Consider the following 14669-nt stretch of genomic DNA (forward strand, 5'->3'; position numbering starts at 1 on the left):
CGGTGCGTATCGGGACGATCCCGCCGCGCCCGCGGTCGCGTACACCCGGCGGCCTCACCGTGATCGTTCCCGCACTGCCCGAAGCCTCGGCAGTTCCGATCCGGGGTGGCCGAGTGCCCGGCCCCCGCGATAGCGCGGAGGCCACCGGGAGCACCGGGCCCGCGCAGGCGTCCGGTCCCGCATACGGGGCCGGTCCCGCGTACGAGGCCGGGGCCGCCAATGTGGCCGGGGCCGCCGACGTGGCAGGTACCGCCGAGGTGGTGGCGGGGACCACCGTCGACCACCTCACCGAGACCTACCAGGCCCACTACCGCTCGCTCCTCGGCCTCGCCGCGCTGCTCCTCGACGACACCGCCTCCTGCGAGGACGTGGTCCAGGAGGCCTTCATCCGGGTCCACTCGGCCCGCAGCCGCGTCCGCGACCGGGACAAGACCCTGGCCTACCTGCGCCAGACCGTCGTCAACCTCTCGCGCTCCGCCCTGCGCCGCCGCATCCTCGGCCTCAAGCTGCTCTCGAAGCCGATGCCGGACATGGCCAGCGCCGAGGAAGGCGCCTACGACCTGCTGGAACGGGACGATCTCATCAAATCGATGCGCGGACTCCAGCGCCGCCAGCGAGAAGTGCTGGTGCTGCGCTACTTCGCGGACATGACGGAAGTCCAGGTCGCCGAGACGCTGGGCATATCGCTCGGTTCGGTCAAGGCGTACGGATCGCGGGGCATTGCCGCGCTGCGGGTGGCGATGGAGGCTGCGCAGTCATGAACGAGCACGAGGACACGATGGCGAGCCGCGACGAGAAGGCGCTCCGGGAGCTGATGCGCGGGGCCGTCGGCGGGATCCAGCCCGCCGGCGACGCGCTGGAGCGGCTGCGGTACGCCGTACCCGTGCGCCGGGCCCGCAAGCGGCAGGTCCTCGTGGCCGCCGCAGCGGCCACGCTGCTGGTGGGGACCGCCGTCCCGGCGGCCCTGCACATGAGCGGGGTCAGGAGCGAGTCCACCGACCACTCGGCCATGGCGGGCCACGGCCAGCAGGGCCACGGCCAGCAGGACGGCCCCTCCGACCCGCACCAGAACGGCGCCACCACCGGCCCGAAGGCCGCCCCGTCCCCGGGTACGGGCCAGGGCGCGGGCGGGACCACCGGCGCCGTGCCCGCTCCGTCCGGCACCGGGTTCCCCGGCTCCGGCCAGCCCGGGACCGGCCCGTCCGGCGGCGCGGTCACCCTCCCCGACGGCTCGGCCATCGCGGGCAGCGGCATGCTGCCCCCGCCGGCGGCCCCGGGCGTCCCCGGCTGCGTCGCAGGACAGCTCGGGGTGTCGGGCAGCGCCCGCCCCCCGGAGGCGGACGGCAAGGTCTACGGCAGTTTCAAGGTCACCAACGTCTCGGCCCGGGGCTGCACGGTCCTGGGCCCGGACACCGTGACCGCCGAGGCGGCGGGCTCCGGCCCCGGCGGGACGGGCTCCGGGGTGGCCGTCGTCGGCCACGCCACGGGCGATCCGGCGACCGGGCTGCTGCCCGACCCTTCGGCGGAGGCCCCGCTGATGCTGCTCGCGCCGAACGCGGCGTACGAGGTCCGCTTCGCCTGGGTGCCCTCGGGGCAGGGCTGTACGGCGGCGAGCGAGGCGCCGAGCGGCGGTTCGGCCGGATCCACGCCCCCGAAGGGCGGCTCGGCGGACGCGGCGGCGAGCGCGGACGGGGGCTCGGCGATCGCGAAGGACCCGGAGCCCCACCCGCCGGCGCCGGCGCCGGATCCGGTGGGTGTGGAGGTGTCGCACACGCCCAGCACGGCGCTGCCGGGGGCACCGACCACACAGACGACGATCCCCGACGCGTGCGGCGGGACGGTCTACCGGACGGGCGTCATCCCGCTGGCGGAGCCGGCGAAGCCTTAGTCCTTGGCCGGTCCGGCAGTCCCCGCGGCCGAGGCAGCGGTCCCCGCGGGCTGCGGCTGCTCCGCCGGACCGGGCCCGGGCTCCGGCTCCTCCAGGAGCCCGGCCTCCGCGTCGCGCAGGGTCTCCACCTCGCGCCGGTAGAGCCGGAACCACATGAACAGCACGAACGCGGCGAAGACGAACCACTCGCCGGTGTAGCCGAGGTTCTGGAAGGCCTTGAGGTCGAGCCCGGTGTTGACCGGAGCCTGCGCCGGCACCGGGAGCATCCCGTCGGCCGGGGTCTGCACGGTCAGCCAGGCATCGTAGAGGCCGTAGGGCACGATGTTGACGAGCGAGGCCGACCCGATCACGCCGAGCTGCCCGGCCGGGAGCCCGCCCGAGGAGTAGACGCCCTTGCTGCTGGAGCTCTCCGAGGCCTGCAGCGCACCCGTCACCTCGACCCGCCCGGTCGGCGCCGCCGGAGCCCGGCCCGCGTCCGGCGCGCCCGGAAGCCAGCCCCGGACCACGGGAACGGCCTTGCCGGTGTCGGTCCTGAGCAGGGTCAGGACGTAGAAGCCGGACTTCCCGTCGAGCCGCCGCTCGGGGACGAGCAGCTGGTCGGCGTACTCGCCGGAGACGGAGGCGAGCCGTCCGGAGGTGTTCTTGTCCACCGGGAGCAGCGAGTCCAGCGGGGCGGCCGCCCGGTCGGCGGGGCGCGCGCTGGTCGCCTCCTCGTGCGTGGCGACGCGGTCCTCGAACCGGCCGAGCTGCCAGGTGCCCATGAACAGGCAGAAGGGCACGCCGAGGACGACGAAGAGATTGATCCCCCACCAGCGCGGGGTCAGGAGAAACCGGTGCACCCCACCACCGTACGGGGGGTGCACCGGTTCACCGGGGCCGGGGCCGCCGCGGGGCTACCGCGGCAGGTGCTTCAGCACGAAGTCGATCTCCATGCGGACCTGCTTGATCCGCTCGTCGACGACGAGCGAGCCGTGTCCGGCGTCGTAGCGGTAGACCTCGTGCTCCGCCCCGCGCGCCGCGAGCCGGTCCACGTAGTTCTCGATCTGCCGGATCGGGCAGCGGGGGTCGTTGAGGCCCGCCGCGATGTGGACGGGCGCCTTCACCGCGTCCACGTACGTCAGCGGCGAGGAGGCCTCGAAGCGCTCCGGGACCTCTTCCGGGGTGCCGCCGAAGAGGGTGCGGTCCAGGGACTTCAGCGCCTCCATCTCGTCGTGGTAGGCCGCCACGTAGTCGGCGACCGGCACGGCGGCCAGGCCCACCGCCCAGGCGCCGGGCTGCGTGCCGAGGCCCAGCAGGGTCAGGTAGCCGCCCCAGGAGCCGCCGGACAGCACGAGGCGGGCCGGGTCCGCGAGGCCCGAGGCGACCGCCCATTCCCGTACGGCGTCGATGTCCTCCAGCTCGATGAGGCCGACGCGGTGCTTGAGGGCGTCGGTCCACTCGCGGCCGTAGCCGGTCGAGCCGCGGTAGTTGACCCGGACCACCGCGAAGCCGTGGTCGAGCCAGGCCGCCGGGGTGGCGGCGAAGGCGTCGCTGTCGTGCCAGGTGGGCCCGCCGTGGATCTCGAAGACGGTCGGGAAGGGGCCGTCCCCGTGGCCCTGGGGCCGCTGGGCGAGGGCGTGGATCCGCCCGCCGGGACCCTCCACCCACACGTCCTCGACGGGTACGGAGCCGGGCGGCCGGAAGCCGGGCGGGTCCAGGACGACCCCGCCCGCCGTCGAGCGCACGGCCGAGGGCTCGGCCGCCGAGGACCACTGGTACTCCACCGACCCGTCGGGCCGCGCCGTGGCCCCCGACACCGTCCCGGGCGGCGTGTCCAGCCGTACGAGCTCCCGTGCGGCCAGGTCGTAGCGGAACAGCTCGCTGCGCGCCTCGTAGCTGTGGTCGATCAGCAGCGCGGACCCGTCGGGGTACCACTCGGCGCCGACGTCGCCCGGCAGATCGACGGCCAGCTCCTCCTCGGTGCCGGCCGTCACGTCCCAGACCATCGGCTCCCACCGGCCGCGCCGCTGGTGCCCGACGAGCAGCCGGGTGTCGCCCTCGACGGGCGCGAAGCCGAGCACGCTGAGGCCCAGCTCCTCGGTACCGCCCTTGGAGTCGTCCAGCTCGGCGACGGTGGCGCCGTCCAGGGTGAGCACGCGCAGCGCCGAGTGCATGGCGTCACCGTGCTCGGTGTGCTCGACGGCGAGCAGCGTCCCGTCGCGGGACAGGTCGCCGACCCCGGCCGACTCGCGGTGCCGGTAGACGACGGTGGGCTCCGTCCCGTCGGGCCGCACGACGTGGATGGTGGTGCCGTCCTCGTCGGTGGAACGCCCGACCACGGTCGTCCCGTCGCGCCCGATGGCCAGCCCGGAGGGGTAGGAGGGCTCCAGCCCGGGGGTGGCCGGCTCGTCGGGGCCGCCCGCGAAGGGCTGGCGCACCCAGGTGCCGAACTCGTCGCCGTCGGTGTCGGAGAACCACCAGATCCACTCGCCGTCGGGGGAGAGCGCCCCGTCGGTGGTGCCGTTGGGCCGGTCCGTGGCCTGCCGCTGCGTGCCGGTGGCACGGTCCCAGGCGTAGAGCTCGAAGGTCCCGGTCGCGTTGGAGACGAAGAGCGAGCGGTCGGGCGCGTCCTCGGCCCAGTCGGGCAGTCCCACCCGGGGGGCCCGGAAGCGCTTCTCCCAGTCGGGAACGGCGGCGGTCGCGTCGGCGGTGTCGTCAGTCATGCCCCCATGTAACCCGATGGCCCAAGATGCCGACTGGACCGAACGGGCGCAAGGTGGTCTGCGTACGAAGATTTGTCCGTCCCGCCCGAGGAGTAGCGGTCATGGCGAAGAAGGCGCGTACCGGTCAGCACGCCCACCAGGATTCCGAGCGTGCGATGGCGAAGAACACGGCGGCCGAGGCGCGCGCCAAGGCCGCCGTCAGAGACGTGCAGTCGGTCGCCGCGAAGACGCGGGGCATGCAGCAGAAGGCCCAGTCGAAGCGGGGCTGAATCGGCTCGGCCGGGCCCCGGCGTGCGTAGGCTGACGGCATGCGGATGATCGTCCGGGGTGCCCGGCTCCTGCACGGCGAGGGCCTGTACGACGTCGAGGTCGCGGAGGACGGGCGGATCGCGCGCGTGCTCCCGTACGACGATCAGAAGGAACCACCGGTGACGGGGGTGCTGATCGAGGCCCACGGCGGCCTGCTCAGCGCCCCCTTCGTCGAGCCGCACATCCACCTGGACACCGCGCTGACGGCCGGGGATCCGCGCCCGAACGCCTCCGGGACCCTCTGGGAGGGCATCGCCTGCTGGAGCGAACGCAAGCGGACCCTGACCCGCGAGGACGTGATCGCGCGGGCCACCGAGGTGCTGCGCTGGCAGGCGGCGCAGGGCGTCCTGCACGTGCGCACCCACTGCGATGTCACCGATCCGGCGCTGACCGCGCTCGACGCGCTGCTGGAGGTGCGTGACCGGGTCCGGGACGTGATGACCCTGCAGATCGTCGCCTTCCCGCAGGAGGGCATCGTCTCCTTCCCCGGCGGCGCGGAGCTGCTGCGCGAGGCGGTCCGGCGCGGGGCGGACGTGGTCGGCGCGATCCCGCACTTCGAGGACACCCGGGAGGACGGGGTGGCCTCGCTGTCGATCGCCTTCGCGCTCGCCGAGGAGCACGGACTGCGGATCGACGCGCACTGCGACGAGATCGACGACGAGCAGTCGCGCTTCGTGGAGGTGCTGGCCGCGCTCGCGCTGCGCTCGGGGCTGCGCGAGCGCGCGACGGCCTCGCACACGACGGCGATGGGCTCCTACGGCGGCGCGTACAGCTACAAACTCCAGCGGCTGCTGTCGCGTTCCGGGATCAACCTCGTCTGCAACCCCTTCGCCAACCTGGGCCTCCAGGGCCGCTTCGACGCCTACCCCAAGCGGCGCGGCCTCACCCAGGTCAAGGAGATGCTGGCGGCGGGCGTGAACGTGGCCTTCGGCCACGACGACGTGATGGACCCCTGGAACCCGCTGGGTACCGGCAATCCGCTCCAGACCGCCCTCGTCGGGATCTACGCCGCCCAGCTCACGGGGGCCGAGGAGATCCCGGTGGCCTTCGAGATGGTGACCGAGCGCGCGGCGCGCGTCCTGGGCCTGGAGCCCTCCGAGTACGGCATCACGGCGGGCGCTCCCGCCTCCTTCGTGCTGCTGGCGGCCGAGTCGCCGACGGACGCGGTCCGCCGCCAGGTCCGCCCGCGGTACGTGGTCTCGCGCGGCACCGTCCTGGCCGAGACCCCGGCGGCTCCGGCCCGGCTGATGGCCTGGCCGGGGGACCCGGGCCCGACGGAGGTGGACTTCCGGCCCCGCCGGGGCCCCCGCCTACACTGACGCCGCATGACCCTTGAGACATGGACACTTGACACCCCGTCGGGCCGTGCGGCCCTGGAGACAGCCGCCGAGTACGCGGACGCGGCGCTGCTGAACCACTCCGTGCGTTCGTACGCCTTCGCGGCCGAGTACGCGGACCGGCGCGGGCTCGTCTTCGACCGTGAGCTCCTCTACGTCAGCGCGCTGGTGCACGATCTCGGCCTGACCGCGCCCTTCGACAGCCACACCCTGCCCTTCGAGGAGGCGGGCGGTCACGTGGCCCGGGTCCTGACGGCGGGGCTGGGCTGGCCGGTCGAGCGGCGGGCGCGGGCGCAGGAGGTCATCGTGCTGCACATGCGGGACGACGTGACGGCGGAGGAGGACGCGGAGAGCCACCTGCTCCAGGTCGGCACCAGCGCGGACGTCTCCGGCCTGGGCCTCGCCGACTTCGACCCGGCCTTCACCGAACGGCTCCTGGCGCAGTACCCGCGCCTGGGCTTCGGCGACGCCTTCTTCGCGCTGGTCGCGGACCAGGCGGAGCGCAAGCCCAAGTGCGCGGCGGCGGCCTACGTCGCGGGCGGCGCGAAGGAGCGCATCGCGGCCAACCCGCTGGACCGGCAGGGCTGAGGTCTCCCGGCCGGCGGGGGCCGGCGTCGCGGTGGCCGTCCCCCGGTGGGCGGTGCCCGTCGGCGTCGGCGCCGCCCACCGGGGGATGGTGGCCCGTCGGGTCAGAACAGGCCCAGCGCGTTGTCCAGGGACCAGACCTGCCAGCCCATGGCGAAGAACGCGGCCACGGAGATCAGGGCCATCATCAGGTTCTGGCCCTGCTCGCCCCAGTCGTGGATCATCAGGACCAGGTAGATCAGGTTGAGCAGCAGCCCGGCGACCAGGGCTATCGGGGTCAGGAATCCGGCGATGAGGCCCAGTCCGAGGGCCAGTTCGGCGTAGGCGACCAGGTAGGCCATGAAACGCGGGTAGGGCTTGACGACGAGGTCGAAGCCGCGCGTGACGAACGCCCAGCGGTGCTTCTCGGCGACCCCGGCGGCCCAGCGGATGCCGCCCCCGCCGAACCAGTCCTTCTTGTCCTTGTGCCGCCAGCTCTCCAGCCACCACAGCCCGAGCCCGATCCGCAGAACGGCGACCCATTCGGGTCCGCCGAGCCAGATGGTCTGCATCCTCGGTTCCTCTCCTCGCACATCCCTGACGAAAAACCTGACGGTTCGTCAGTTTCATGGGAAGAGGGCCGGTGTGGCAAGGGGTCGGGGTCGGTCAGCAGCAGACCACGGGGACCGACTGGACCAGGTTGTTGCCGAAGCCGCCCCGGTTCCAGGGCTGTTCGAGGGGCTGGGTGCGGCCGGAGCCGTCGGTGGCGCGGACCAGGAGGGTGTGGCTGCCCGGGGTGGCCGTCCAGTCGGCGTGCCAGCCCTGCCAGGCGTACGGGTGCGCTCCCCGCGGCCGCAGCTCGGCGTCGGCCCAGCCCCGACCCCCGTCGGAACTGAACTCCACGCGCACGACCGCCCCGTAGCCCGACCAGGCGCGTCCGCGCAGCCGCACGGGGCCGGGGTGCACGACGCGGGTGCGGGACATGAAGTCGGGGAAGCCCGGCGGAATCAGCAGGGCGCGCGGCGCGATCCGGGTGACGGGGTCGCCGGGGTCTTCGGGGCTCTGCCGGTAGCGGTAGGCGACGGCCTGCTGGAACCCGCGGAAGGGGGCGTCGACGAGCTCGATGTCCCGCAGCCACTTCACGTGCGCCATCCCGTACCAGCCGGGTACGACCAGCCGCAGCGGATACCCGTGCTGCGGGGGCAGCGGCCCGCCGTTCATCGTGTGGGCGAGCAGGACGTCCGCGTCCACGGGCAGCGGCAGGCTGCGCCGGTAGTCCTGCTCGACGCCCCGTTCGACTCCGTGGTCGGCTCCGGTGAACACCGCTTCCACGGCGTCCGCCGCGACGCCCGCCTCCGCCAGGACGGTGCGCAGCGGCACCCCCGTCCAGTCGGCCGTTCCCACCGCCTCCACCAGCCAGGGCTGGCTGACCGGGCGCGGGGAGAGCCGGGCCCGTCCGTTGCCGGCGCACTCCATGGTGACCCGGCGGGTCACGGCGGGCAGTGCGCGCAGCTCCCGCAGGCCCAGTCGCAGGGGGATGCGCAGGTGGCCGTGGACGGTGAGCCGCCAGGTGTCGGACTCGACCTCGGTGAGGGTGTCGGGGATGTCGTAGTGGACCAGTACGTAGTGCAGCCCGGCGGGCGTGACCTCGTACCGCATGGCTTCCAGCGGCAGCCCGTGGTTGCGCGCGGCGAGCGCCAGCTCGTCCTGGCCGATGCCTTCCCCGGCCGCGGCCACCCGGCTCGGCGCGCCGACCCCGTCGCGGGAGCGCTCCTGCATGTCCTCATGGTCCCCCGCGTACGGCGGAGCGGCTACTCCGAGTGCGGATCACCCATCCGGGCGGTATGAATTGATCTGTCCCTTATGTGATCGGAGTGCCGCGTGGACGACTATCCGCTGCTCAACCTGTTCTGGACGATGCTCTGGCTGTTCCTGTGGGTCATGTGGTTCTTCCTGCTGTTCAAGGTGATCACGGACATCTTCCGCGACCACGAGCTGCACGGCTGGGCCAAGGCGGGCTGGCTGATCCTGGTCCTCCTGCTGCCGTACATCGGAGTCTTCGTCTACCTCGTCGTCCGCGGCCGCAGCATGGGCCAGCGGGACGTGAAACAAGCCGAGGAGCGCGAGAAGGCCTTCCAGGACTACGTCCAGAAGGCGGCGGGCGGCGCCCCGCGCCACAGCCCGGCGGAGGAGCTGGCCAAGCTGTCCTCCCTGAAGGACAAGGGCGACCTCACGGCGGAGGAGTTCGACAAGGCCAAGGCGAAGCTCCTTGCGTGAGCCCGGCTCCACCTGACCGAGCACTCCCCGAGCGGGGGCCGGACCGTCCGCGGTCCGGCCCCCGCTCTGCTGTCCGCGGGCGGCCGCGTTGATTGGCCGGTGCCGTCCGGGCTTCCGGACAACGAGGGGGTCGGCTTTCCTCGTGTTGTGACCGGAACGGGGCTCCACCCCGGGAAGGCCGCAAGCTGCGGGGGGCAGCACGATTCTCTCCAGCGTCGCCTAGTACACGTACCGCCACGAAAGAGGGGGCATCATGCGATTCAACATTCTGGGACCACTCGAAGTGGTGGGTAGCGAGGGAACTGTGGCGTTGGGCGGAGTCGTCCAGCGGAGCACCCTCGGCTATCTGCTGCTCCACCCGAACAAGGTGGTCGCCACGAGCCGCATCGTCGGCGCCCTGTGGGGTGACGAGGCACCGGTGACCTCGCGGAAGATGGTGCAGAACGCCATCTCCGGGATCCGCAGGATGCTCGCCGAGCACGAGGGCCCCGACGGCCGTCCGCGCCTCGACACCGCCAACCCGGGCTACATGCTCCACATCGACCCGCAGGCCGTGGACTCCGTACGGTTCCGGATGCTCGCGACCCGGGGCCGGGCCGAGCTGACGGCGGGACTTCCGGAGGCCGCGTCGGCCACCCTCTCCGAAGCCCTGGGCCTGTGGCGGGACTCGGTGCTCGTGGACCTCGCCGAGGCGGGCATCCGCTGGCCGGCCTTCGCACAGCTGGACCGCGAGCGGATGGCGGTCTACGAGGACTGGGCGACGGCCGAGCTGGAGCTGGGACGCCACTTCGAGCTGGCCTGCGAACTGGACCGGGTCGCGGCCGCGGTGCCCACCCGGGAACGGCTCTGCCGCCACCTGATGCTCGCGCTCTACCGCTGCGGCCGGCAGTCCGAGGCGCTCGCCGTCTACCGGCGAACCCGCCGGGAACTGGTCGAGGTGCACGGACTGGACCCGTCCCAGGAACTCCAGTCCCTGGAGCGCTCGATCCTCAACCAGGAGCCGCGCCTGCTGGGCCGCCAGCCGCAGCTGGTCTGAGGCGGGCCGTCCCGTCAGCCGACCGACCGAATTCAGCAGACCGGCCCCGATGGGCCGGGAGTACGAATCCAATTCCATTCCGCCGGGAAATTCAGGGGTGCGCTAGGGGATCCTGCCGATGGCCGCTGCTTCTACCTTTTCCATAGTTCTAGTTCGCGGCCTGCCAGTAAGGCGGTATTCATGCACGCTCGACCATCCGACACAGTGGCTCCGTACGCTGATCGCGTGCCGTCGGGAGATGCGGCAGCCGCGCCCACCAGTGATCTCGGCGCGGCGCGCGACGCGGCTCTCGACATATTCACGGGAAACCTCCGGGCCTATGTCCGGCCGCCACAGCGGAGACTCGGCGAGGTGCCGGTACCGGCCTCGGTGCGAGCCTGGTTCTCGCCCGTCCGCTTCGCCGAATGAGTGCCAGGCTCCTGGCGGTCAGTGATCTGCATGTGGCATACAGCGACAATCGGGCCATCGTGGAGGACGTGCGACCCACGTCCGACGCGGACTGGCTGATCGTCGCCGGCGACGTCGGCGAGCTCATCGCCGACGTGGAGTGGGGCCTGGCCCTGCTGGCCACCCGCTTCGAGCAGGTCATCTGGGCTCCGGGCAATCACGAGTTGTGGACGCATCCCAAGGATCCGAACACCCTGCGGGGCGAGGGGCGCTACCGCCACCTCGTCGAGTTCTGCAGGTCCGTCGGCGTGCTGACGCCAGAGGACCCGTATCCGGTGTGGCCGGGTGCGGGCGGTTCGGGTCCGGCCGTCGTCGCTCCCCTGTTCCTGCTCTACGACTACACCTTCCGCGCCCCGGGCACGGCCACCAAGGAGGAGTCCCTGGCCCGCGCCCACGAGGCGGGGGTGGTGTGCAACGACGAGTACCTGCTGCACCCCGACCCCCATCCGAGCCGGGACGACTGGTGCCGGGCGCGGCTGGCCTACACGGAAGAACGGCTGGCCGGGCTGGACCCCGACGTGCCCGTGGTGCTGGTCAACCACTTCCCGCTGCGGCGGGAGGAGACCGCGGTGCTGCGGCATCCGGAGTTCGCCCAGTGGTGCGGCACCGAGCGGACCGCCGACTGGCACCTGAAGTACCGGGCGAGCGCGGTGGTGTACGGACACCTGCACATCCCGCGGACCACCTGGCACGACGGCGTGCCCTTCGTCGAGGCCTCGCTGGGCTACCCCCGGGAGCGGCGCCTGTACGGGTCGGGACGGACGTGGCCGGTGCAGATCCTCCCGGCCCCGGGAGGTGCGCCGTGATCGCGGCCCTGCTTCCCGACACCGTGGCCTACGCGGAGGAGTTCGGGGACCCGCCCGGCGGGTTCCTGTTCGCCGAGGAGGCCGCCCGGATCGCGAACGCGCTGCCGGTGCGCCGGCGCGAGTTCACGACGGTACGGATGTGCGCGCGGCGCGCCATGGCGGAACTCGGCATCGAGCCGGTGCCGCTGCTTCCTGGTGCCCGGGGTGCCCCGCAGTGGCCTGAGGGCGTCGTGGGCAGCATGACCCACTGCGTGGGCTACCGCGCGGGGGTGCTCGGCCTGCGCCGGCACATCACGGCGATCGGCATCGACGCCGAGCCCGCGCAGCCTTTGGCGGCCGGTCTCCTGGAGACCATCGCGCTGCCGGGCGAGCAGGCGCACGTACGCAGGCTCCTGCGGGCCCGCCCGCAGATCGCCTGGGACCGGCTGCTCTTCAGCGCGAAGGAGTCGGTCTACAAGGCCACGTTCCCGGCCACCGGGGTCAGGCTGGAGTTCACGGACGCGGCGATCACCATCGACCCGTTCAACGGGACCCTGCGGGCCCGGCTGCTGGTGCCGGGGCTGGTCTTCGGCGGCAAGTGGTACGACAGCCTCGAAGGCAACTGGAGCGCGACCGGCGGGCTGTTGCTCACCGCGATCACCGTTCCGGCCGATTGACCGGCCGAGCGGTATCGAAGCAGCACGAAGGGCCGGACACCACCTGAGGAGTGGTGTCCGGCCCTTCGTCGTTTCCCGTATCAGTTGCGTGTGCGTTCCTGGCGTTCTCCCCTCTGCCGAGCGGATGGAACGGATGCGGCGAAGGGGGTGCCCGGTGTCCCAGGCACCCCCTTCGCGTGGCCGGCGTTGCTCCTGCCCCCTGGCGGGGGTCCAGGGATCAGGCTTGGAGCATCTCGGCCACGAGGAAGGCCAGCTCCACGGACTGCTGGGGATTCAGTCGCGGGTCGCAGCTGGTCTCATAGCGCTCTGCGAGGGATTCCTCGGAGATCTCCTGGGCGCCGCCCAGGCATTCGGTGACGTCGTCGCCGGTCAGTTCGATGTGCAGGCCGCCCGGGTGGCTGCCCAGGGCCTTGTGCACCTCGAAGAAGCCCTTGACCTCGTCGAGGATCCGGTCGAAGTGGCGGGTCTTGTAGCCGCTGGCGGCCTCGTGGGTGTTGCCGTGCATCGGGTCGCACTGCCACACCACCTGGTGGCCGGAGGCCTCGACCTTCTCCACGATCGACGGAAGGACGTCGCGGACCTTGCCGTTGCCCATCCGGGTGATGAGGGTGAGGCGGCCGGGCACGTTGTCGGGGTCGAGCCGCTCCACGTACTCGACGGCCTGCTCTGGGGTGGTGCCCGGACCGAGCTTGAGACCGATCGGGTTCGCCAGCATGGAGGCCAGCGCCACGTGCGCGCCGTCCAGCTGACGGGTGCGCTCGCCGATCCACAGGAAGTGCGAGGAGAGCCCGTACAGCCGGGACTCGCCGTGCGGCGAGGCCGCGTGGCGCAGCAGGCCGTGCTCGTACTCCAGGAGCAGGGCCTCGTGGCTGGCGTAGATCTCGGTGCTGTGCAGCGCGCCGTGGTCGGCGCCGGAGGCGGAGATGAAGCTGAGGCCGCGGTCGATCTCCCCGGCCAGGGCCTCGTAGCGCTCGCCGGCCGGCGAACTGCGGACGAAGTCGCGGTTCCAGTCGTGCACCAGGCCCAGGTCGGCGAGGCCGGAGCCGGCCATGGCGCGGACCAGGTTCAGGGAGGCCGCGGAGTTGGCGTAGGCGCGCAGCATGCGGTTCGGGTCGGGGACCCGGGCGCCGGGGTTGGGCTCCAGCGAGTTGATGATGTCGCCGCGGTAGACGGGCAGGCCCAGCGCGTCCGTGCTGTTGGAGCGGGGCTTGGCGTACTGGCCGGCGATCCGGCCGACCTTGACCACCGGCATGCTGGCCGCGTAGGTGAGGACGACGGCCATCTGCAGCAGCGTGCGGATGTTCGCGGTCACGTGCGACTCGGTGTTGCCCGCGAACGTCTCCGCACAGTCTCCGGCCTGGAGCAGGAAGGCCTTGCCGCGCGCCACCTCGGTGAGCAGCCCCTGGAGCCGGTCCACCTCGCCGGGCATGACGAGCGGCGGCATGGTGGTCAGGGTGTCCCTGGCCGCCGCAGCCGCCTGCGCGTCGGGCCACTCGGGCTGCTGCGAGGCCGGGCGGGCCACCGCTTCGGCGACTAGGGCATCAATGGGATCGGGAAGCCGGAGGGCCGAGGACGGCGCCTCCACCCGTGCGTCGACGGTCGGATTCATACGGGCACGGTATGAAGGCGCCGTCCATCATCCGGCAATCCGGTGCCCATCACCCGCCCGTGCCCCTGCCGGCGCTCCTGCCGGTGCCTCCGCCCGTGCCGTGGCCCGGCCCAGTCCGAAGAACTCGCGGTACAGGTGGAGCTGGTGCTCCAGCATGTGGTGCCCGTGGTGCACCGGCAGCCCCAGCCCGGCCGCGGCCCGCAGGAGCGCGGTCTCGCGCGGGGTCATGATGATGTCGGCGACCAGCGTCCCCGGTGCCAGCTCCCGGGGGTCGAAGGGCAGCGGGTCGCCGGGCCGCAGCCCCAGCGGGGTCGCGTTGACCACGAGGTCGGCCGCGCCCAGGTCGGCGGTGGGGCCGCCGGAGATCCGGTCGGGCCAGTGCCGCCGCAGCCGCTCCACGACCCCCTTGACCCGGCCCGCGTCGAGATCGCAGACGTCGAGGCGGGCCACGCCCGCCGTCATCAGGGCCGCCGCGATGGCGCTGCCCGCACCGCCCGCGCCGACCAGGACGGCCCGCCGGCCCATCGGGGGGTGCCCGGAGCCGACCAGCCCGGAGACGAAGCCCGCCCCGTCGAAGTTCTCCGCGTACCAGCGGCCGTCCTGGCCGCGGCGCATCACGTTCGCGCTGCCCGCCAGGTCCACGGCCGGGCTGCACACGTCGGCGAACCGGCGGACGGCGTCCTTGTGCGGGACGGTGATGAACAGTCCGTCCACGTTCCCCGAGCGCTGCAGCCCCCGTACGACCTCCCCCAGGCTGCCCACCGGGGCCTCCACGGGGACGAGCACGGCGTCCACGCCCAGGGCGGCGAAGACCGGGTTCAGCATTTCCGGGGCGCGCACCTGGGCCACGGGATCCCCGAGCACGGCGAACAGCCTGGTCTTTCCAGTAATCCGAAGAGGCGCCCCGGCCGAATTGGTCATCGCTATTTCCTTACGGTGCGAGAAGTCGAGTGCTTGAGGTCGAGTACGAGAGGTCGAATGCGAGAGGTCAAGCAATTACCGATGCATTGAACCTGCTACCCCTACCCCGAGTCGCCT

General features: G+C 72.6%; 15 protein-coding genes. 9 read left to right on the forward strand and 6 right to left on the reverse strand.

Annotated features, from left to right (window positions below; genetic code table 11):
• Window positions 1–17: 17 nt before the first annotated feature.
• Window positions 18–761, forward strand: a complete 744-nt coding sequence (locus tag OHU74_RS19575; RefSeq protein WP_371619735.1) for a SigE family RNA polymerase sigma factor — start codon at window positions 18–20, stop codon at window positions 759–761.
• Complete coding sequence (locus OHU74_RS19580; protein ID WP_371617114.1) at window positions 758–1888, forward strand: hypothetical protein; 1131 nt, start codon at window positions 758–760, stop codon at window positions 1886–1888. The genes OHU74_RS19575 and OHU74_RS19580 overlap by 4 nt, the downstream gene beginning before the upstream one ends.
• On the opposite strand, the gene OHU74_RS19585 is transcribed toward OHU74_RS19580, so the two are convergent.
• Together OHU74_RS19585 and OHU74_RS19590 are read right to left on the reverse strand one after the other, a co-directional pair.
• On the reverse strand, window positions 1885–2727 hold the full coding sequence (locus OHU74_RS19585) for an SURF1 family protein (protein ID WP_371617115.1): 843 nt from the start codon (window positions 2725–2727) through the stop codon (window positions 1885–1887). The genes OHU74_RS19580 and OHU74_RS19585 overlap by 4 nt on opposite strands.
• Before the next feature lie 54 nt (window positions 2728–2781).
• A complete protein-coding gene (locus tag OHU74_RS19590; RefSeq protein ID WP_371617116.1) occupies window positions 2782–4590 on the reverse strand; it encodes a prolyl oligopeptidase family serine peptidase in 1809 nt (602 codons plus the stop codon).
• Window positions 4591–4691: 101 nt separating this feature from the next.
• Between OHU74_RS19590 and OHU74_RS19595 the strand changes: the two genes are divergently transcribed.
• The 3 genes from OHU74_RS19595 to OHU74_RS19605 are packed head-to-tail and all read left to right on the forward strand — an operon-like array spanning window position 4692 to window position 6824.
• Window positions 4692–4859 (forward strand): hypothetical protein, encoded by a 168-nt coding sequence (locus OHU74_RS19595; protein WP_371617117.1) that lies wholly within the window; start codon window positions 4692–4694, stop codon window positions 4857–4859.
• A gap of 39 nt (window positions 4860–4898) precedes the next feature.
• Window positions 4899–6218 carry a cytosine deaminase gene (gene codA, locus OHU74_RS19600; RefSeq protein ID WP_371617118.1) on the forward strand — a complete coding sequence of 440 codons (1320 nt, stop codon included), beginning with the start codon at window positions 4899–4901 and terminating at the stop codon, window positions 6216–6218.
• A gap of 6 nt (window positions 6219–6224) precedes the next feature.
• A complete protein-coding gene (locus OHU74_RS19605) occupies window positions 6225–6824 on the forward strand; it encodes an HD domain-containing protein (RefSeq protein ID WP_371617119.1) in 600 nt (199 codons plus the stop codon).
• 101 nt (window positions 6825–6925) lie between these two features.
• Here OHU74_RS19605 and OHU74_RS19610 read toward each other — a convergent pair whose 3' ends face one another.
• Together OHU74_RS19610 and OHU74_RS19615 are read right to left on the reverse strand one after the other, a co-directional pair.
• Window positions 6926–7372: a DoxX family protein gene (locus OHU74_RS19610; protein ID WP_330297724.1), complete on the reverse strand. Its 447-nt coding sequence runs from the start codon at window positions 7370–7372 to the stop codon at window positions 6926–6928.
• A 94-nt stretch (window positions 7373–7466) separates the two neighbouring features.
• Window positions 7467–8579 carry a sulfite oxidase gene (locus OHU74_RS19615; RefSeq protein ID WP_371617120.1) on the reverse strand — a complete coding sequence of 371 codons (1113 nt, stop codon included), beginning with the start codon at window positions 8577–8579 and terminating at the stop codon, window positions 7467–7469.
• A gap of 102 nt (window positions 8580–8681) precedes the next feature.
• Here OHU74_RS19615 and OHU74_RS19620 point away from each other — a divergent pair, with 102 nt between their 5' ends.
• From OHU74_RS19620 to OHU74_RS19635, 4 genes are all read left to right on the forward strand, one after another.
• Complete coding sequence (locus OHU74_RS19620) at window positions 8682–9077, forward strand: SHOCT domain-containing protein (RefSeq protein WP_371617121.1); 396 nt, start codon at window positions 8682–8684, stop codon at window positions 9075–9077.
• A 253-nt stretch (window positions 9078–9330) separates the two neighbouring features.
• Window positions 9331–10113 carry a BTAD domain-containing putative transcriptional regulator gene (locus tag OHU74_RS19625; protein WP_371617122.1) on the forward strand — a complete coding sequence of 261 codons (783 nt, stop codon included), beginning with the start codon at window positions 9331–9333 and terminating at the stop codon, window positions 10111–10113.
• A gap of 404 nt (window positions 10114–10517) precedes the next feature.
• Entirely contained in the window at window positions 10518–11366 is an 849-nt protein-coding gene (locus OHU74_RS19630; protein ID WP_371617123.1) for a metallophosphoesterase, read from the forward strand.
• Entirely contained in the window at window positions 11363–12022 is a 660-nt protein-coding gene (locus OHU74_RS19635) for a 4'-phosphopantetheinyl transferase superfamily protein (protein WP_330297730.1), read from the forward strand. Before OHU74_RS19630 ends, OHU74_RS19635 begins: the two co-directional genes overlap by 4 nt.
• A gap of 217 nt (window positions 12023–12239) precedes the next feature.
• Here OHU74_RS19635 and OHU74_RS19640 read toward each other — a convergent pair whose 3' ends face one another.
• Together OHU74_RS19640 and OHU74_RS19645 are read right to left on the reverse strand one after the other, a co-directional pair.
• Window positions 12240–13631: a class II 3-deoxy-7-phosphoheptulonate synthase gene (locus OHU74_RS19640; RefSeq protein WP_371617124.1), complete on the reverse strand. Its 1392-nt coding sequence runs from the start codon at window positions 13629–13631 to the stop codon at window positions 12240–12242.
• A 27-nt stretch (window positions 13632–13658) separates the two neighbouring features.
• Window positions 13659–14495 carry a shikimate dehydrogenase gene (locus OHU74_RS19645; RefSeq protein WP_371617125.1) on the reverse strand — a complete coding sequence of 279 codons (837 nt, stop codon included), beginning with the start codon at window positions 14493–14495 and terminating at the stop codon, window positions 13659–13661.
• Window positions 14496–14669 lie beyond the last annotated feature (174 nt).

Source organism: Streptomyces sp. NBC_00454 (assembly GCF_041434015.1).
In the GTDB taxonomy this organism is placed as follows: Bacteria; Actinomycetota; Actinomycetes; order Streptomycetales; family Streptomycetaceae; genus Streptomyces.